This is a genomic window from Micrococcus sp. FDAARGOS_333, from assembly GCF_002206575.2.
In the GTDB taxonomy this organism is placed as follows: Bacteria; Actinomycetota; Actinomycetes; order Actinomycetales; family Micrococcaceae; genus Micrococcus; species Micrococcus lylae.
The window spans coordinates 319,074-337,137 of sequence record NZ_NJFJ02000001.1; the positions used below are offsets into that span (position 1 = coordinate 319,074).

Annotated in this window: 15 protein-coding genes; 4 read left to right on the forward strand and 11 right to left on the reverse strand. The window is 68.8% G+C overall.

Annotated features, from left to right (window positions below):
* Positions 1 to 44: 44 nt before the first annotated feature.
* The 5 genes from CEQ11_RS01565 to CEQ11_RS01585 form a co-directional block, all read right to left on the reverse strand.
* The gene (locus CEQ11_RS01565; protein WP_006214162.1) at positions 45 to 398 is read right to left on the reverse strand and encodes a metal-sensitive transcriptional regulator; all 354 of its coding nucleotides are present in this window, start codon (positions 396 to 398) and stop codon (positions 45 to 47) included.
* Positions 399 to 464: 66 nt separating this feature from the next.
* Positions 465 to 629, reverse strand: coding sequence for a hypothetical protein (locus tag CEQ11_RS01570; protein WP_306462451.1), 165 nt, complete (start codon positions 627 to 629; stop codon positions 465 to 467).
* 140 nt (positions 630 to 769) lie between these two features.
* A complete protein-coding gene (locus tag CEQ11_RS01575) occupies positions 770 to 3,040 on the reverse strand; it encodes a cation-translocating P-type ATPase (protein WP_061873202.1) in 2,271 nt (756 codons plus the stop codon).
* 46 nt (positions 3,041 to 3,086) lie between these two features.
* Positions 3,087 to 4,028: a hypothetical protein gene (locus tag CEQ11_RS01580; RefSeq protein WP_193762964.1), complete on the reverse strand. Its 942-nt coding sequence runs from the start codon at positions 4,026 to 4,028 to the stop codon at positions 3,087 to 3,089.
* A complete protein-coding gene (locus tag CEQ11_RS01585) occupies positions 4,028 to 4,237 on the reverse strand; it encodes a heavy-metal-associated domain-containing protein (RefSeq protein ID WP_006213359.1) in 210 nt (69 codons plus the stop codon). The genes CEQ11_RS01580 and CEQ11_RS01585 overlap by 1 nt, the downstream gene beginning before the upstream one ends.
* A gap of 625 nt (positions 4,238 to 4,862) precedes the next feature.
* On the opposite strand from CEQ11_RS01585, the gene CEQ11_RS01590 reads away from it, so the two are divergent.
* A complete protein-coding gene (locus CEQ11_RS01590) occupies positions 4,863 to 5,219 on the forward strand; it encodes a hypothetical protein (protein WP_061873204.1) in 357 nt (118 codons plus the stop codon).
* Between the two features lie 18 nt (positions 5,220 to 5,237).
* Here the strand turns inward: CEQ11_RS01590 and CEQ11_RS01595 are convergent, their stop codons facing one another.
* The 3 genes from CEQ11_RS01595 to CEQ11_RS01605 all read right to left on the reverse strand — a co-directional run bounded on the left by CEQ11_RS01595 (position 5,238) and on the right by CEQ11_RS01605 (position 10,218).
* Positions 5,238 to 5,966, reverse strand: coding sequence for an SUMF1/EgtB/PvdO family nonheme iron enzyme (locus CEQ11_RS01595; protein ID WP_223246359.1), 729 nt, complete (start codon positions 5,964 to 5,966; stop codon positions 5,238 to 5,240).
* Between the two features lie 278 nt (positions 5,967 to 6,244).
* Complete coding sequence (gene dnaB, locus CEQ11_RS01600; protein ID WP_088477535.1) at positions 6,245 to 7,639, reverse strand: replicative DNA helicase; 1,395 nt, start codon at positions 7,637 to 7,639, stop codon at positions 6,245 to 6,247.
* A 605-nt stretch (positions 7,640 to 8,244) separates the two neighbouring features.
* Entirely contained in the window at positions 8,245 to 10,218 is a 1,974-nt protein-coding gene (locus tag CEQ11_RS01605) for a choline/carnitine O-acyltransferase (RefSeq protein WP_088477536.1), read from the reverse strand.
* A 184-nt stretch (positions 10,219 to 10,402) separates the two neighbouring features.
* Here CEQ11_RS01605 and CEQ11_RS01610 point away from each other — a divergent pair, with 184 nt between their 5' ends.
* Entirely contained in the window at positions 10,403 to 11,602 is a 1,200-nt protein-coding gene (locus CEQ11_RS01610; protein ID WP_227718677.1) for a Fic family protein, read from the forward strand.
* 38 nt (positions 11,603 to 11,640) lie between these two features.
* Here CEQ11_RS01610 and CEQ11_RS01615 read toward each other — a convergent pair whose 3' ends face one another.
* Complete coding sequence (locus tag CEQ11_RS01615; protein ID WP_088477538.1) at positions 11,641 to 12,864, reverse strand: RimK family alpha-L-glutamate ligase; 1,224 nt, start codon at positions 12,862 to 12,864, stop codon at positions 11,641 to 11,643.
* A 27-nt stretch (positions 12,865 to 12,891) separates the two neighbouring features.
* On the opposite strand from CEQ11_RS01615, the gene CEQ11_RS01620 reads away from it, so the two are divergent.
* The gene (locus tag CEQ11_RS01620) at positions 12,892 to 13,392 is read left to right on the forward strand and encodes a RimK/LysX family protein (RefSeq protein WP_174520653.1); all 501 of its coding nucleotides are present in this window, start codon (positions 12,892 to 12,894) and stop codon (positions 13,390 to 13,392) included.
* A complete protein-coding gene (locus tag CEQ11_RS01625) occupies positions 13,389 to 14,471 on the forward strand; it encodes a succinylglutamate desuccinylase/aspartoacylase family protein (RefSeq protein ID WP_227718678.1) in 1,083 nt (360 codons plus the stop codon). Before CEQ11_RS01620 ends, CEQ11_RS01625 begins: the two co-directional genes overlap by 4 nt.
* Before the next feature lie 171 nt (positions 14,472 to 14,642).
* On the opposite strand, the gene CEQ11_RS01630 is transcribed toward CEQ11_RS01625, so the two are convergent.
* On the reverse strand, positions 14,643 to 16,094 hold the full coding sequence (locus CEQ11_RS01630; protein WP_088477540.1) for an NAD(P)/FAD-dependent oxidoreductase: 1,452 nt from the start codon (positions 16,092 to 16,094) through the stop codon (positions 14,643 to 14,645).
* A gap of 227 nt (positions 16,095 to 16,321) precedes the next feature.
* Complete coding sequence (locus tag CEQ11_RS01635; RefSeq protein WP_088477541.1) at positions 16,322 to 17,527, reverse strand: MFS transporter; 1,206 nt, start codon at positions 17,525 to 17,527, stop codon at positions 16,322 to 16,324.
* Between the last annotated feature and the right edge of the window lie 537 nt (positions 17,528 to 18,064).

Sequence of the window (18,064 nt, forward strand, 5' to 3'; positions counted from 1 at the left end):
AAGAACTCCTGGATGCTGGTCGTGATCGAACTGATGCGCCGGCGTCAGGAGCGCACGAGGCGGGCGATGGCCTCGGACGCCTCGCCGAGCCTCTGCTCGCTGACTGGTCCGCCGGCGAGTGCGGCGTCGAGGACGCAATGCTTGAGGTGATCGTCGAGCAGGCCGAGGGCGACGTTTTCGAGTGCCCTGGTGACTGCGGAGATCTGGGTGAGGATGTCGATGCAGTAGCGGTCCTCGTCGACCATCCGATCGATGCCGCGGATTTGGCCTTCCAGGCGGCGCAGGCGATTGCGGTACTTCGTCTTATCGCTGATGTATCCGTGGACGGACGCGTCGCCGTCGCCTCCTGCGGGGCAGGTGTCGAGATGGGTTTCGGTGGTGGGAGTCGTAGTGGTCATGTCGGCTCGCTCCGATCAGGTGGCGGGGTGCCGCAGCGGTGCCGCGGCACCCCGCACGCTGGTGGATTACGCCATGTTGGCGGCGTACTTGGCTGGGTCCGAATCGAACGCGGGCCCACAGCCAGCGCAGCAGAAGTAGTAGCGCTCATCCTCGAAGTCGCGGTAGAGGCCGGCGGCCTCGGCGGTCTTCTTGCTGACCGGGGTGCCGACCATGACCGGGCAGGTAGTCATGTCATCGGCGCCCCCGCCAAGAAGGTTCTCGCGTCCACCGTTCTCCACGGCCGGGTTGGTCTCGTTCGTGCTGCAGCAGCTGCTCATTCTCTGGTGTTCCTTCGTTATTGGATTCGTGTGGATGGGTGGGTTCTCGTACGTCACTTCGAGGCGACGCTCGTGAACCCGCGCAGGCGGAGGCTGTTGCCGACGACGAAGACGCTGGAGAACGCCATCGCCGCACCTGCGAGCATGGGGTTGAGCATGCCGAGCGCAGCGACCGGGATCGCGGCGGTGTTGTAAGCGAATGCCCAGAACAGGTTGGTCTTGATCGTCGACAGGGTCTTCCTGGACAGGCGGATCGCGTCGACGGCGGCCCGCAGGTCACCGCGCACGAGCGTGATGTCGGAGGCCTCGATCGCGACGTCCGTGCCGGTGCCCATCGCGAGGCCCAGGTCGGCCTGCGCGAGCGCGGGGGCGTCGTTGACGCCGTCGCCGACCATCGCGACGATCTTGCCCTCTTCCTGGAGGCGGGTGACGACGTCGACCTTGTCCTTGGGTAGCACTTCGGCGATGACCTCGTCGATGCCGACCTCGGACGCGATCTGGCGGGCCACGGCCTCGTTGTCACCGGTGAGCAGCACCGGGGTCAGGCCGATCTCCTTGAGCCCGCGGATCGCCTCGGCGCTCGTGGGCTTGACGGTGTCGGCGACGACCAGGATGCCACGCGCAGCACCGTCCCAGCCGATCGCGACGACCGTCTTGCCCTCGCCCTCGGCCTGGGCCTTCGCCTGTGCGACCTCCGGAGAGAGCTTCTGCGACCAGTCCGCCAGCAGAGACTCGCGGCCGACGACGACCGGGGTCCCCTCGACGATGCCCTGCACGCCCTTGCCCTCGACATTGGCGAAGTCCTCTGGAGTAGGCAGCTGGCCGACTTCCTGGGTCGCGCCCTTGGCGATCGCCTGCGCAATCGGATGCTCGGAAGAGTCTTCCAGTGCACCGGCGAAACGCAGCAGCTCCGCACGATCCACACCGGGCTCAGTGATCACGTCGGTCAGAGTCATCTTGCCGCTGGTGACGGTGCCGGTCTTATCGAGCACGACGGTGTCGACCTTGCGAGTGGACTCCAGCACCTCCGGACCCTTGATGAGGACGCCCATCTGCGCACCGCGCCCGGTGCCGACGAGCAGCGCGGTCGGGGTTGCCAGACCCAGCGCGCAGGGGCAGGCGATGACGAGCACGGCGACCGCTGCGGTGAACGCGGCGGCGACGGGGAACCCGCCTCCCAGCCAGGCGCCGAGGGTGATGAACGCGACGACGATGACGATCGGCACGAAGATGCCGGAGATGCGATCGGCCAGACGCTGCACCTCGGCCTTGCCGGTCTGCGCGTCCTCGACGAGCTTCGCCATCTGTGCGAGCTGTGTGTCCGAACCCACACGAGTCGCCCGCACGACCAGGCGGCCGCCGGCGTTGACGGTGGCACCGGTGACCGAGTCGCCCTCGCGGACCTCGACCGGCACGGACTCGCCGGTGAGCATCGAGGCGTCCACCGCGGAGGAGCCGGAGGTCACGAGACCGTCGGTGGCGATCTTCTCGCCTGGACGGACGATGAACTCGTCGCCGACCGCCAGCTCAGAGGTGGGGATCTTCACCTCTACGCCGTCGCGGAGTACGGCGACTTCCTTCGCGCCCAGCTCCAGGAGGGCGCGCAGCGCGGCCCCGGCCTGGCGCTTGGATCGCTTCTCGAAGTAGCGGCCGGCGAGGATGAACATCGTCACGCCCGCGCCGACTTCGAGGTAGATGTTCGCCGCGCCATCCGACGGAGCGATCGTGAACTCGAAGGGGTGCGTCATGCCGGGAGTGCCGGCAGTGCCGAGGAAGAGCGCGTAGAGCGACCAGAGCAGTGCGACGGAGGTGCCCATCGAGATGAGCGTGTCCATCGTCGCCGCACCGTGCTTGAGGTTTGTCCACGCCGCCTTGTGGAACGGCCAAGCTCCCCAGATGATCACCGGTGCGGCCAGGGCGAGTGAGGCCCACTGCCAATACGTGAACTGCAGCGCGGGGATCATCGCCATCGCGATTACGGGAACAGTGAGCACGATCGCGCCGATCAGCCGATGCCGCAGCGAGGTGAGCTCACTGTCTTCCTCCTCCCCGGCCTCGGTCTCCGACGTGTTCGCCGTAGTGTCCTTGGGCTTGGGCAGTGCGGCCGTGTACCCGGTCTTCTCGACCTCGGCGACCAGCAGTGACGGATCGTAGCCGGCAGGCACGGTGACCTTAGCCTTCTCAGTGGCGTAGTTGACGGTGGCCGCGACGCCATCGAGCTTGTTCAGCTTCTTCTCGATCCGGTTCGCGCAGGAGGCGCAGGTCATCCCGCCGATCTCCAACTCGATGTCCGGCCCACCCGTTGGGGGCGCTGATGTGCTCATCCTCTTCCTTCTTTCTCAGCTCTCGTGCGACGCCGGGCCCTGCGGGTCAGTGGCCGTCGGAATGCGAATCGTCTGTCTTCGTGCCGTCACCATGCTCGGCGTCGATCACGAACTCGGCGGTGTGCACCTGCCCGTCGACCTGGAAGTCCAGGTAGAGCAGGTAACGGTCGGCGGTCGGGGCCTCCGCTGCGAATCCGATGTCGGGTCCGGCCGTGTCCCCGGCCTGGGGCTGGTCGCCCTCGGCGTGGACGTGCAGGTAGGCGAGGTCACCCTCGCGCAGCGCCACTAAGTGGCCGAACGCGCCCAGGTAAGGCTCCAGCGTGGTCACCGGCTGACCGTCACGCTCGACCGAGATGGTGAGCTCGCTTGAGGTGCCCGCAGTGAGGTCGCCGTTGAGGGAGACGGTGTATCCGTCGACCTCGTCGGTGGGCTGCGCCTCGGTCTCGACAGGGGTGAAGTCGCCCGCGACCTCGATTGCGCGGGTGAGAGTGATGCCTTCGGCTTCCTCGCCCGCGGGTGTGAAGTCGGCGTACACGCGGTAGGTGCCCGCCTCGTACCAGGTCCACGGCACCGACCAGGTGCCTGTGCTCGTGTCGAGTTCGGGGTGCACGTGCTGGAAGCCGGCGCCGTCGGTGCGCACGGCGATCAGGTGCAGGTCCTTCTCGTGCGCGGTGGTGTATTCGGTCACCGGTTCGCCGGACTCGTCGAGGATCTGGAAGCTCAGGTCTCCATCCTCGCCTGCGGCCGTGGGGGCCTGGACCGGAGAGAGCACGAAGCCGTCCGCGCTTGCGGAGACCCCGTTCAGAGCGGGCTCCGCGGTTTCCTGCGCAGCGTCGCCGTGCCCTTCACCGTGTGCGTTCACGCCGCTTCCTTCTGCCCATGCTGCTGCGAAGCTATCGGGAATGACGGCGCCGGCGAGGCCGAAGGCCCCGCCGAACGCCACCACCAACCCGGCCCCGTAGAGCGCGAGCCGTCCTCCGGCCTTCATCAGACGCGCACCGCCGAGTAGCCGGCCTCCTCGACCGCCGCGAGGACCTTGGCGTCGTCGATCTCGCCCTCGGCGGTGACGTTGAGCTTGCCGGTCTGCGCGCTGACTTGGATGTCCTGGACGCCGGGGATCTCGCTGACCTCCTCGCGGATCGACATCTCGCAGTGGCCGCAGGTCATGCCCGTCACCTGGTAATCGTTCGAAGCCATCAGGTGTCCTCCTTGTATGTCGGGTTGTACGTCGGGAGTACCCCTACCGGGTACGTGTACTAGTCAAACGTATACCCATGTCAGGTATTCCGCAAGGAGGGAGGCGATCGTGTGAGCTGCATTGCGCAAGTGCTGCAAACAATGGTTGGAGCGTCCGAGGTGTGCCTTGTGGTGCACCGATGCTGCGGGGCGATCCGCTGGGTTCTGGCGCTGCGCGTCGGAGAGTAGTGACCCCTCGGCTCATCAGAACCGTGGACTGCCTTGCCGCATCGACGAAGGCAGCGAAGACTGGTACGAAACCGACTCGCGCCCAGACCCGTCAGTGAGTGGGGTCAACGCTCGGGAAGCGCGGTGCCGGAGACCCCAGGCAGGGGTCTCTGACGGTGACCCTGGTGAAGGCGCGCGGGCGCAGCAGCACGGGGACAGTCAGTGGCCGGGCCGATCCCGTGGAGGACGTCGTCACCCTCGGGGTTGTCGAGATGCAGCAAAGACTGCACGCGACTCGCCGTGAACCGTTCGGAGAGGGGGCGGGATCCGGTGTGTGAGGGAGCCTGGCCGGACGCCCCTGCCGTGCTGGGGCGGGGAGCAGGCTGGGGTATCGAGTCGACAACTCTAGGCTGTCACCGTGACCACTGTTTTAGATCACCTCCGCGCTGATGACCGCGAGCACGTCGGGTACATCGAGATGACCGACGAAGGCCTCTTCATCCCCTACGACCTCCTGCGTCGGCGATGCGGTGAACCCATGGAGTCGACCGAGGCCGAAGAACTGCTTGACACCGTCGGTTTGCAGGCGTTGGGCGAACAGTGGCTGCTTCGCACCGAGGGTGACGCATGGGTGCCCGTGGGCATCCAGGAGTTCTCACGAGAGGCCGTCACAGTGGCGCCGCGGCTCGATGACAGGGCGGTGGCCAAGGCGCCGGATCTCACCGCGACGGTGATGTTGTCGTTGCCGACGGATCGGCTCCGTTCCGCCGAATGAGGCTGGGCGGTTCCCTTCTCAGGCGAAGATCTCCCGCAAGGGTGTCCACCCCACGGGAAGCGGCCCGCAGATGGCGGCTCGTTGCCTGTCTGCCTCATGGGACCAGCCCTGAGCTTGTCCCGGGCTGCCGACCAGACCCCGGGCCAGGCGGAGTCCCACGTCCTCCAGGACGGCGTCCGGGGCGCTGCCCCGGCGCACTGAGGCGCGCACGCTCCAGGGTTCATCCGCCCAGCCACCCCCGCGCAGACTGCGGTAGTCGCCGTAGCGGGCGGGATCGGCGTAGTCCCAGCACCATTCCCAGATGTTGCCGAGCATGTCGTGCAGACCGTGCGGGTTGGCTTTCTTCATGCCGACGGGCTGGGGGCCCTCAAGGTGGTCGAGGCTGGTCCAGGCGATGTCTTCAAGCGGCCCGTAGGTGGGCGAGGTCGTTCCGGCGCGGCAGGCGTACTCCCACTCGGCCTCGGTGGGCAATCGGTACCCGTCAGCGCTCGTGTTCCAGGTGACGGAGCGTCCGTCCCCAGCATGCGTGTAGGCCGGCTGCAGCTCTTCAGCATTGGATAGCTCGTTGCAGAGGTTGATGGTCTCGAACCATGTCAGAGGCGTGAGCGGGCGTCCGGTGCTCCGGTCACGGAGGGGGTGCACGGCCATCTCGAAGGGCTCCAGTTCCACATCCCGTGTGGTCCCGCGACGGGCGTCACGCAGGGTGATTTTTCCCGAAGACAGGGTGGCCATGGAGGGCTGGTTCATGGCGTCAGCGTCGCACACGGGCTGACTGGAGAACCACGAGCTGCACCCGGACAGGGTTCAACTGTCAATACCTAAGTGGCTCGTGGTCGTATGAAACATATTTGCGCGTTTGTGAAATCTTCGCTGCATCTCGACAGCGTGACAGGTGTCAAGCCTTCAGGCGCCGAGGCGGGTATGCAGCATATTGGCGCGTTTGTGCAATCTTCGCTGCATCTCGACAGGTATGCAGCATATTCACGCGTTTGTGCAATCTTCGCTGCATCTCGACAGTGCCTCCGTCAGAACCCCCCACCAACCCCGGCGTCCTCGGCGAGGTTGCTGAACCGCGAGTAGTGCCCCTGGAACCCCACCACAATGGTCTTCGTCGGGCCGTTCCTGTGCTTCGCCACGATCAGGTCCGCCTCGCCGGCGCGCGGGGACTCCTTGTCGTAGACGTCCTCGCGGTGCAGCAGGATCACCATGTCCGCGTCCTGCTCAATGGACCCGGACTCACGCAGGTCGGACACCTGCGGCCGCTTGTCCGTCCTCTGTTCACTTCCACGGTTCAGCTGGGACAGCGCGATCACCGGCACCTCGAGCTCCTTGGCCAGCAGCTTGAGCGCACGGGAGAACTCGGCGACCTCCTGCTGACGGGACTCCACCTTCTTGCCGGAGCTCATCAGCTGCAGGTAGTCCAGCACCACCATCTTGAGGTTGTTCTTCTGCTTCAGGCGCCGGCACTTCGCGCGGATCTCCATCATGGACATGTTCGGGGAGTCGTCGATGAAGAACGGGGCGTCGTTCAGCCGGCCCACGGTGGCGGCGATATTGGACCACTGGTCGTCCCGGATGGTGCCCTTGCGCAGGTCCTGCAGGGCGATCGTCGCCTCCGCGGACAGCAGGCGCATGGCGATCTCGTTCTTGCCCATCTCGAGGCTGAAGAACACGGTGGCCATGTTGTGGTGCAGTGCCGCCGCGCGCGCGAAGTCCAGCGCCAGCGTGGACTTGCCGACCGCCGGGCGGGCCGCGATCACGATCATCTGACCCGGATGCAGGCCCTGGGTGAGCTCGTCAAAGTCGTAGAAGTCCGTGGGCACACCGGTCATGCCCTCGCCCTGGTTGCCCGCGGCCTCGATCTCGTCGACCGTGTGCTCCATGATCTCGGACAGCCGCACATAGTCCTCGGACTGGCGGTTCTCCGCCACCTTGTAGATCTCGGACTGCGCCTCGTTGACGATCTCCTCGACCTCACCGTCTCCGGTGTAGCCCATCTGGGTGATCTTCGTGCCCGCCGTCACCAGACGGCGCAGCACCGCCTTCTCGGCCACGATCTCCGCGTAGAAGCTCGCGTTGGCGGCGGTCGGCACGGACTGGATCAGCTCATGCAGGTACGCCGGGCCGCCGGCGCGGGTCAGCTCCTGGCGCTTGTTCAGCAGGTCTGCCACGGTGACGGCATCGGCCGGCTCGCCGCGGCCGTAGAGGTCGATGACCGCCTCATAGATCATCTCGTGGCTGGGGCGGTAGAAGTCGTGGCCCCGAAGGATCTCCACCACGTCCGCGATGGCGTCCTTGGAGAGCATCATGCCGCCGAGGACCGAGCGCTCCGCCTCGAGGTCCTGGGGCGGCAGCACGCCGCGGTCAGAGGAGCGGCCGCCGTCGTCGTAGGCGCCGGAGTCTCCGTACTCATCAGACATCTTCCGGATTCTCCCTTCCCACGGCGCGGCACGACGGCGGCCTCCGGACCGGCCGAGCCAGCCCGTATTCCTCTGTGACACCCCCGGCCGTCGCAGGTGCCGCACTAGTCCGCCGCACCGGCGTGCAGGACGTCGATGCGGCGGAGGACACCTCCAGTCACGGGGGCGGCGGATGGACGCCGACGTAGTGGTCACCTGCCGGCCAATACCCACCGCCTGCGACGTGGGGATAGCACGGGACACTACCTGTGGCGTGGAACCTGCGACAACCGCGTGTTCCACAGGTCCTGTGGACAGCATGTGGACGGCGCGGCGTGTCGTGTGGATTCCACGGCGTGGCGCTGGGGACAAGACTGTGGGGCAAACCCACAGGAGCTCACCAATCTCGGCCTGACCAGGGATGATGCCAGTCCACGCCTGTGGGGGAAGATTTCTTCCTGGGAGATCCCTGACCCTACCTACACCCCCTCAGACCACGTTTGACCCCCGTCTCACCCGGGTGTTATAAACCCCTATCCACATCGCAATCCACAACGTCCACATCTGTGGACAACTCGTGTGGACAAGCCGCCGTGACCTGGGGACATCCAGATTGACAGCCCCCTTCAGGCGACCCGGCCCACAGCCTGCAGCAGCTCATCCACGCACTCCGCGGCCCGCTCCAGCGCAGCCAGGAACCGCTCCGGTTCGGCCGCCCCGCCGGCCCAGTGGCTGACCGTGAACTCCAACCAGTCCTCCCCCGGCGTGTAGGCCACCCCGAACCCGTCCTCCACGGAGGGCACGAACGCGTAGCGGACCACCTGGTCGGCCGAGCCGATCGACGTGGTGGACAGGAAATCCTCCCGCGCCTGCCGCACCGCCGGATGCCCGGTCAGCTCGTCCAGCGCCTCGGACTTCTCCTGCACAGCCTCAGCCGCCAGCCCCAGCCCGAACAGGTGCCGGTCCACCCCGTGGCCGGCCTTGCAGGCCTTCACCCAGTCCCGGTGGGCATCCAACGCCGCCACGAGCAGCTCCCGCCACTGCACAGCCGCCCGGCCCTCCACAGGCCCCGCGGCGAGCGCCTCCACCAGTGCGACGAGCTCCGGGGTCACCGGCCGCAGGCACTCGGTGCGCCCGGCCTGGTACTCGCGCATGTCCACGGACTCGTAGTGCCCGCGCACCCGCCCGAACGCGATCCGCTGCGCCAGCGCCATCACCAGCTGCTGCACCGCATCCAGGCTCACCTTCATCCCGGCCGCCTGCACGTCCGGCTTCCGCGTGCGCACCACGTCCACCCGCAGCTCGGCGGCCCGCTCCGCCGCCTCGTCCAGCAGCGTGGTCGCCCTCTCGCGCAGCTGCTCCGGCCACACCCAGGCCAGCTCCGTCCCGACGACGTCCGCCTCCCCCGCCTGTCCGCTCACCCCGGCCACAGGGCCGGGGGCAGGGCGTGCCTCCTGCGAGGTCTCCTCCACAGCGACCTGCTGCATGCGACGCACGGCCTCCACAAGCGTCGCCCCGTCCACAGTGGAGTGCTCCACATGCATCGCGGTCCACCCGTCGGTCAGGCGGTGCAGGTAGGAGATCGGCCGGTAGACCCAGGCCAGGCTGGGATCCGTCAGGCCCTGCAGGAGCGCCGCGGCATCCTGGCCGGCCACAACGCCGGGTCCGCCGTCCGCGCCATCAGCATTGCCCTCTTCGCCCACGCCCGTGCCCGCGCCCATGCCCGTCACACCGTCCAGAAGGCTGACCGTGAAGAGCATCTGCCGCAGTCGCTCAGAGACGGCCGCGTTGGCCGCGTCCTGCAGCAGCACGGGCAGCAGTTCCGCCAGGTGCGCCGAACCCAGGGCGGACAGCGCACCGAACGGCAGCTCGCCGCGGCCGACGCCCCCTCCGTCAATGGCCCCGCTGACGCCACCGCCGCCATCGCCACCGGTACCGCCCCGCGTCAGCTCCACCACCTGCGCCACGGCGGAGGCGAGCTCTGCCCTGCCGAGGAGGCGGCCGTCGTCGTGGGTCAGGGGCACCGCGAACAGCCGACCGCGCACGAACAACCCCACCTCACACCGGGCCGCGCCCGGCTCTGCCGCACGGAAGGCATCCACGTCCTGTCCGGGCTCGCGCAGGCCACCGTTGAGGCAGACGAACTGGGCGGGGTCGATCGCCGAACCGCGCGCGTCCACCGGCGGCTCGGTCTCCCCGCGGACCTCGGCCAGGTGCACCGCGGCCGCCCGCCGGATCACGTCCGCCGCCCGCTCGAACGAGTCCTCCACAGCACCGCCGGGCTGGTCGCGGCCGAGAGCCACCTGGAACACCACATTCGTGGACAGCGGCAGCGGCCGGCGCTCCGCCAGGTACCCCTGCAGCCACGGCACGGACATCCAGTTCCGGCCCGCCGCGTCCTCCGCCTCCGCACGGGCCACCAGCGCCTCACGCAGGGCGGGGCCGTCCTCGGCGAGGAGACGGTCGGCGAGCGCCCGGACCTCGCCCGCGTCCTGCGGCCTCACGGCGGCCACCATGCGGACCAACCGGTCCAGCACCGGGGCGGTCTCGGCCACGGGCAGGTGCTTCAGGGCAGGGTGCGGATGCGCAGAAAGGGTCATGGCTCCATGCTGTCAGGCAGCAGCGCCGCCCCTACTGCCCACCGTCTGTACTCCGGGTTGTTCTGTCGGGGACGCCTCCAGATGCACCCATTCCGTGTCCGTGCGATAGAAGATAGACACAGAACTGGCCCTTTCGTGTTCATCTTCTGGTGAATGCACACATGTGTTGCCCTAGTGTGTGCGTGTGGACCTCACTCGTTTCAACGCCCCACAGATGGGTAACCTCGTCGAGATCACCGGCCAGGAGCCGGACGGTCGCCCATGGCGACACAAGGCGTTCCTTCCCGCACCACTGCCGGACTCTATGCCTGCCTTGACCACCGATGTCATCCTGCGGTTGGGCGAAGCTCGCGCAGCCTTGGCCGCTCTCGACAGCACCGCTTCCCAACTGCCGGACCCCCGCCTCTTCCGCGACCCACTCCTCCGTCTCGAGGCACAGAGCACCTCAGCGCTGGAAGGCACCTATGCACCAGTGCCCGACGTCGTCGCGGCGGATGAGGAACACGTCTCCACCAAAGAGATGCGCGAAGTCCTCAACTATGTACGTATGGCGTCGACGGGCTTCCGCTGGCAGACCGAAGGCCGCCAGCTGACTTCATCACTCCTCACCGCCCTCCAGGGCCAGCTCATGGAGGGGACACCACTGGCACATGAGTCCGGCCGGCTGCGCACCATGCAAGTGGTCGTCGGACGCCGGGACGACCGGCGAGCTGATGCACCTCTCGCACACCAAGCCCGTTTCATCCCCGCTCCTCCGGGCGATCAACTCCATGCCGGCGTCGAAGAGTTCCTGGGGTGGAAGTCTGCCAACCACTCAGGATCCCTCGATCCCCTCATCGCCACAGCCATGTCCCACTACCAATTCGAGACACTGCATCCTTTTCGGGACGGCAACGGTCGCCTCGGCCGCTACCTCATCGTCTGGGATCTGCATGCGCTCGGGGTCCTGCAGGAACCGACTCTGACCGTGTCTCCGTGGTTCGAGCAACGCCGAACCGAGTACTACGACCGACTGTTCGATGTCAGCGCCATCGGTGATTGGAATTCTTACTTCCAGTTCTTCCTCACCGGACTCGCTTCCTCGGCACAAGACACCCGAACTCGCATGCTTCGGCTCATCGCAGCTCGCGAGAAGTTGAGCGATCAGCTGAGGGAATCCAACATCCGCGGCGAGAGCGCCTTCCGCCTCCTCGAGCACGCCACTGCGCGACCGGTCTTCACCGTCCCCCAGGCATCGGCCGCCCTCGACCTCTCGCCCGCAGGAGCACGACGAGTCGTCGAGCAATTGGTCCGCAAAGAGATCCTTGCGCCACTCGACCCTGACGGTACCTACCGACGCCGGTACTTCGTCCCGCTGCTCTGGAACGCACTCATCGGTGAATAAGCGAGGGGAGCCACCTGCCCTCTTGGCTGCCACACCCCTCACGCCTCCTTGTCCGCCGGAGCCTCCTCCACCACGGGCTCGATGATCGGGTTCTTCGGCAGCTTCCGCACGCGCTTGGGACGCTTGGAGCGGGCCGGGATGAGCGAGCGCATGTTCTCATGCTTGCCGAAGCAGAGGAGGCGGTCGTTCTCCTCCAGCTCCTTCGCCGCGCTCGGGTTCGGGAACACCTTGGTGCCGCGGTGCAGGGTGAGGACCTGGATGTCCTTCTCCCAGAGCCCGGACTCGCCGATGGTCTTTCCGATCATGTCCGCGCCCATGTTCACGGCGATCTCGGCCACCCCGTACCCGGTGGACACGGCCAGGCGCTGGCGGACGTCGATGTCCGGGAACCCGGCCTGGTCCGCGATGTAGTCCACGATCGCACCGGCCACATCCAGCTTGGTGGCGCGCTCGATGCCCTCCAGGCCCGGGGAGGAGTTGACCTCCATGACCAGCGCGCCGTTCTCCCCCTCCAGCATGTCCACACCGGCCACGCGCAGACCCATGATGTGGGCGGCACGCACGGCGGTCTCCTCGAACTCCGGGGACAGGTCCACCTTCTCCACGGTGCCGCCGCGGTGCACGTTGGAGCGGAACTCGTCCCCCTGGGCCACCCGGCGCATGGCGGCCACCACGCGGTCCCCCACCACGAGCGCACGGACGTCCTTGCCTTTGGACTCCTTCACGAACCGCTGGATCAGCACCTGCTGGTCAGTGCCGTGCAGCGTCTCGATGATCGCCTCGGCCACCTTCTTGGTCGGCGCCAGGATCACACCGATGCCCTGGGTGCCCTCCAGCAGCTTGATCACCACGGGCGCCCCGCCCACTATGTCGATCGCCGTGGACACCTCGCCGCGGTTGCGGACGAACACGGTGGCGGGCATGTCGATCTCGTGGCGGGACATGATCTGGGTGGCCCGCAGCTTGTCCCGGGAGTTCATGATCCCGGCGGCCGTGTTCGGGGTGTACACGTCCATCTGCTCGAACTGGCGCACCACCGCGGTGCCGAAGTAGGTCACCGAATTGCCGATGCGCGGCAGGATCGCGTCGTAGGAGGACAGCGGCCGGCCGCGGAACAGCAGGTCCGGCTCCTCGGTGGACAGGTCGATGCCGAAGCGCAGGGTGTCCAGGACCTTCACCTGGTGGCCGCGCTCGAGGGCGGCCGACTTCAGGCGCTGCGTGGAGTAGGCGCGCAGCGACCGGGACAGAATGGCGAGCTTCACCAGGGATCTCCTGACAGGATAGGGGGCGTGTCAGAGTCTAAGCAGGTCACCCCGGAGACGTCAGTCGAGGCCGTCACGGTCGGATGGCGCGAATGGGTCTGCCTCCCCGGCGCCGGTGTCCCCTGGATGAAGGCCAAGATCGACACCGGGGCCCGCACCTCCGCCCTCCACGCCTTCGACGTGCAGGAGTTCCGCCGCGAGGGCCACCTCTGGGTCCGCTTCGAGGTCCACCCCTGGCAGACCTCCGCCCGGGACGCCGTCACCGTGGAACTGCCCGTGGCGGACGAGCGCACCATCCGCTCCTCCAACGGCCGCGCCGAAATCCGCCGCGTGGTGGTCATGCCGGTCACCGTGGGCGGCCGCACCCTGGACGCCGAGGTCACCCTCACCGACCGGGACGAGATGGGCTTCCGCATGCTGGTGGGCCGCGAAGTCCTCGCCCGCGGCTTCCTGGTGGACTCGTCCCGCTCCTACGCCGGCGGCGTCCCGCCCCGCGCCGTCCGCCGCCGCAACTGGGGCAAGCGGTGAGCGTGGAGACGCGCCGTCGTCGTCCCCGTCCGTCGTTCGCGTTCGGCAACGTGAGGGTGCGCGCCGGGCACCGGCGGGAGGTGTCCCTGCCGATCTCCCGCACCATCACCGGCGCGGACGTCACCCTGCCGGTGCACGTGCTGCATGGCCGCGAGGACGGGCCCACCGTGTGGGTGTCCGCGGCGATCCACGGTGACGAGGTGGTGGGCATCGAGGTCATCCGCCGCGTGCTGTCCGTGCTGAACCCGAAGCAGATGCGGGGCACGCTGATCGCGGTGCCGATCGTCAACGTGCTCGGTGTGCTCACGGGCGACCGCTACCTGCCGGACCGCCGGGACCTGAACCGGTCCTTCCCCGGCTCGGCGCGCGGCTCGCTGGCGGCACGGATCGCGCACCTGATGATGACCGAGGTGATCAGCCGCTGCGAGGTGGGCATCGACCTGCACACCGGCGCGGACCGCCGTTCGAACCTGCCGCAGATCCGCTGCGACCTGGAGGACGCGCGGACCCGCGAGCTGGCCGAGGCCTTCGACGCCCCGGTGATGTACCACGCCCGGCTGCGGGACGGCTCCCTGCGCGCCGCCGCCCGCGAGGCCGGGGCGCGGGTGCTGCTCTACGAGGCCGGCGAGGGCTGGCGTTTCGACGAGTACGCGATCGCACCCGGCGTGGACGGCGTGCTCCGCGTTCTGGCAGCCATGGACATGGTGGACCTCGCGCCGCTGGGCGTGGACCCGGCCCCGGACCGCGGCGAGGAGTACGAGGTGGACGTCCCCGCCCTGGTGGACGCCATGGGGGACGAGGCCGAGCCGGTGGCCCCCGACCTTCCCGAGCGGCACGTGGTGTGGCGCTCCGGCTGGGTGCGTGCCCGCAAGGACGGCATCCTGCACTCCGAGGTGGTGCTGGGCCAGCTCGTGGAGGAGGGACAGCGCATCGGCACCCTCTACGACTCCTTCGGCCGGACGGTCTCCGCCGTGAAGGCCGACCGCGCCGGCGTGGTCATCGGGCGGGCCGAGGCGCCCCTGGTGAACCGCGGCGACGCGTTGGTGCACATCGGCGAGACCGGCCCGCAGGGCGGCTGAGCCGAGCCCTGCGGCGGGCGTTGCGACGGGCGTTGCCCGTTCCCCTGGCTTACTGGTGAGGACTCACCGTCAAAGACCGCTGTCAGAACGTCGTGACGGTGCGTCCTCACCAGTTGACGGGTGTGTTCTCACCAGTTGTCGCACGGGGACACCACGCCGCCGGCCTGCGGGTCAGCCCAGCGGGATGCGGCCCTTGAGCTGCTCCGGGTCCTCCACGGGCTCGTCCTTGGTCTGCCTCATCAGCTCCTCGGCCTTCGGCACCGAGTCCCAGACGTTCCAGAGCAGGACGCCGCGGACCGTGCCGCCGTCCACGTAGTAGACGACCGCCGTGGAGGTGTCCGGCTTGCCGGAGGCGTCCTCGGCCAGGTCCACCACGGTGGTGTGGTCCGTGCTGATCTCGCCGATGGCCTCGTAGCCGGCGTCGAACAGGTCGCCCCAGAAGAACGGGGTGTGCGTGTAGGCCTCCCCCTGGCCGGCCATCGCCCTGCCGGCGGCCAGGCCCTGGGTCTCGGCGGCATCGGCGTGCTCCACACGGCGGGTGCCGAGCAGGGCGTCCGGGTAGGAGGCGATGTCTCCGGCGGCGTAGACGTCCTGCGCGGAGGTCTGGAGCATCTGGTCCACCACCACGCCGTCATCCACCGTGATCCCGGCGAACTCGGCGAGCTCCGTGCGCGGCTGAACGCCCAGCGACAGGACCAGGCGATCCGCGTTCAGCTCCGTGCCGTCCTCCAACGTCACCGTGAGCACGCCGGGGGCACGCAGGCCGTAGTCCGACGGGCGGGAGAGGTTCTCCTCCTGCTCCCCGGTCTCCTCGGCCGCGGCGGGATCGTCCGACCCGTCCTGCGCCGGCTCCGGGTCCTGCGGGATGTCCTCCTCGGTGGGCTCGGCCACGTGCTCGGCCTCGGCGACGGAGGCGTAGCGGCCCTCCACCACCCTCACGCCGCGCTCCTCGTAGTCCTTCTGCACGGCCTCGGCGAGCTCCTCCGGGAGCATGTGGGACAGCAGCGGCAGCCTCGGGGACACCAGGGTCACCTGCGCGCCCACACCGGTCAGGGCCGCGGCGAGCTCGGTGCCGATGTAGCCGCCACCCACCACCACCACGCGGTCCGACTTGGACACCGCGCCGTGCAGCCGGCGGAAGTCCGAGGCAGTGCGGTAGGTGTGCACGCGAGCGCCCACCTGCGTCTCGCCGGTGATCGGCTCGGAGCCAGTCGCCAGCAGCAGCGAGCCGTAGGAGATGGTCTTGCCGGCGATCACCAAGGTGTGCGCCTCCGGGTCCAGGTCCGAGACCTCCACGCCCATCAGGTAGTGGGTGTCCACGCCCGGGGCGGCCGGCTCCTTCTCGTCCGTGGTGACCAGGACCGAGTCCTGCACGCTCGCCTCGTCCTCCGCCCACAGCCTCTTGGACAGGTCCGGGCGGTAGACCGGCGCCGAGACGTCCTCGCTCACCACGGCCACCGTGGCCTCCGGGGACACCTCGCGGATGCCCTCCACGGCCTTCACCGCGGCCATGCCGCCGCCCACGATCACGTGGTCGTAGCTCTCCTCCATGGACGGGGACGCGATCGGCGACCCGGTCGGGTCCAGCAGCGGGGCGTTCTGGGTGGTCTCATCGGCAGCCATGGCTGTCCTCCTTCCGCACGGGCCTCGGGTGTGGCCTGCGCGCCGGTGCGCCGCCGTCGGGGCGGCGCCGTGTCCGCCATCATGGGACGATCGGCCGCCCAGACGAAACCCCTCGGGCTCCGGAGTCTCCCCGGACAGGCGGAGGCGAGGAGCCGTCGTCGGGAAGGACGGCGGGGGCACGACGACGGCGCGCTGCCGCCTTCCGAAGAGCGGGCGGCCGTCCGCCGTCAGGCGGCTCGGGAGGCCGTGTGGCGGCCGTGGACGAGCCAGTAGTACGCCGTCAGCAGCGCCATGACGACGCCGGAGACGAGGTAGGCGGAGCTCAGCCCGATGGCTGCGCCGACCACGCCCACGATGATCGGCCCCAGGCCCGTGGCGATGTCCAGCAGCAGGAAGTACGTGCCCGTGGCCACACCGAACTTCTGCGGCGGCACCGCCTGCACCGCAATGGTCTGGAAGCCGCTGATCAGCGGGCCGTGGCTGAGGCCGAACAGGAACCCGCACACCAGCAGCCCCGTGGCCGTGTGCCACTGGGAGAGCAGGACGAAGGACACCGCGTAGGCGATGAGCACGGGGTAGGCGAGGACATCGTCGCCCCGGCGGTCCTGCAGTGGGCCCAGCACGAAGCGGCCGACGAGGGTGCCCAGCGCGAAGAGCAGGAAGAACACGCTGGTGGCGGTCGCGCCGATGCCGTGATCCCGCGCGTAGCCGGCCAGGAACGCGAGCACGCCGCCGCCGTAGAGCATGCCCGCGGCCGCCGTGATCACCGCGATCGGGGCGGCCTCGGAGGCGAAGATCCCCGCACGGGTCAGTCGGAACCGGCCGGTGGGCGTCGGCTCCGGGATGCGGCGCAGCGCCAGTGCGCAGACCAGGGCGTCGAGCGTGATGAGCGTGGCCGTGACGAACAGCCACTCGTAGCCGAAGCGGCTGATCACCAGGATCGCCGTCATGGGTCCGATGGCGCTCGAGACCGTCATGGCCGTGGAGAACCAGCCGGTCCCCTCCGAGCGGCGGGACGGCGGGATGATCGACTGCACCGCGGTGGCCAGCACCGTGGCACCGGCGCCGAAGCACATGCCCTGCACGAACCGGACCGCGATCAGCAGCGGGACAGAGGTCGCCACCAGGTAGGCGGCGGAGGACAGGACGTACAGGACCATCGCCACCACCATGGTGCGGCGGCGCCCCCAGGCCTCCATGGACGGCGGCGTGACCAGGCGGGTGACCACCGCACCGAGTACGAACGAGCCGGTCACCACGCCCGCCACCGTGTCCGAGGCGCCGAACCGCTCCACCGCGTAGAGCGCCATCGACGTCATCAGCAGGTAGAAGATCATCGAGACGAACAGGTAGCCCACCGAGACCAGAACGAAGTCACGGGTCCACAGCGGCGGCCGGGCGGCCGCGGGTGCTTGGGTGCCGGGTGCGGTCATGGGTCGTCTCCTCTCGATGCTCGACGGGGTGCCGGCGTGCTGGACGGCGCGCCCGCGTGCTGGGGTGCTCGGGCCCCGGGGCGATCGGGTGCTCGGGCCACGGGGTGATCGGGTGCTCGGGCCACGGGGTGCCAGGTGCCGAGAGCCGAGAGCCGAGAGCCGGGTGCCGGGTGCCGGGTGCCGGGTGCCGGGTGCCGGGTGCCGGGTGCCGGGTGCCGGGTGCCGGAAGCATTCTGCGCCCTGCGGGCAGCCGGGTGCCCGTCCGAGTCGCCAGGTGAACACCCCACAGCGCCCTCGCCTACTGGCGAGGACACACCGTCTGACCCCCGGTCCTCGGCGCTTGAGAGGGTGAGTCCTCACCAGTTGGCGAGCCTGACGGCGCCGCGCAGGACCCCGCGCAGGACCCGGATGCAACGCAGAACCCCGCGTCGCCCCACGCAGACTACGCAGCCCCCCGGAGACAGCAGAGGACCCCGGCACGCACCCTGCGGTGCATGCCGGGGTCCCCCGACGGCGGTCACATCACCGGTGACGAAT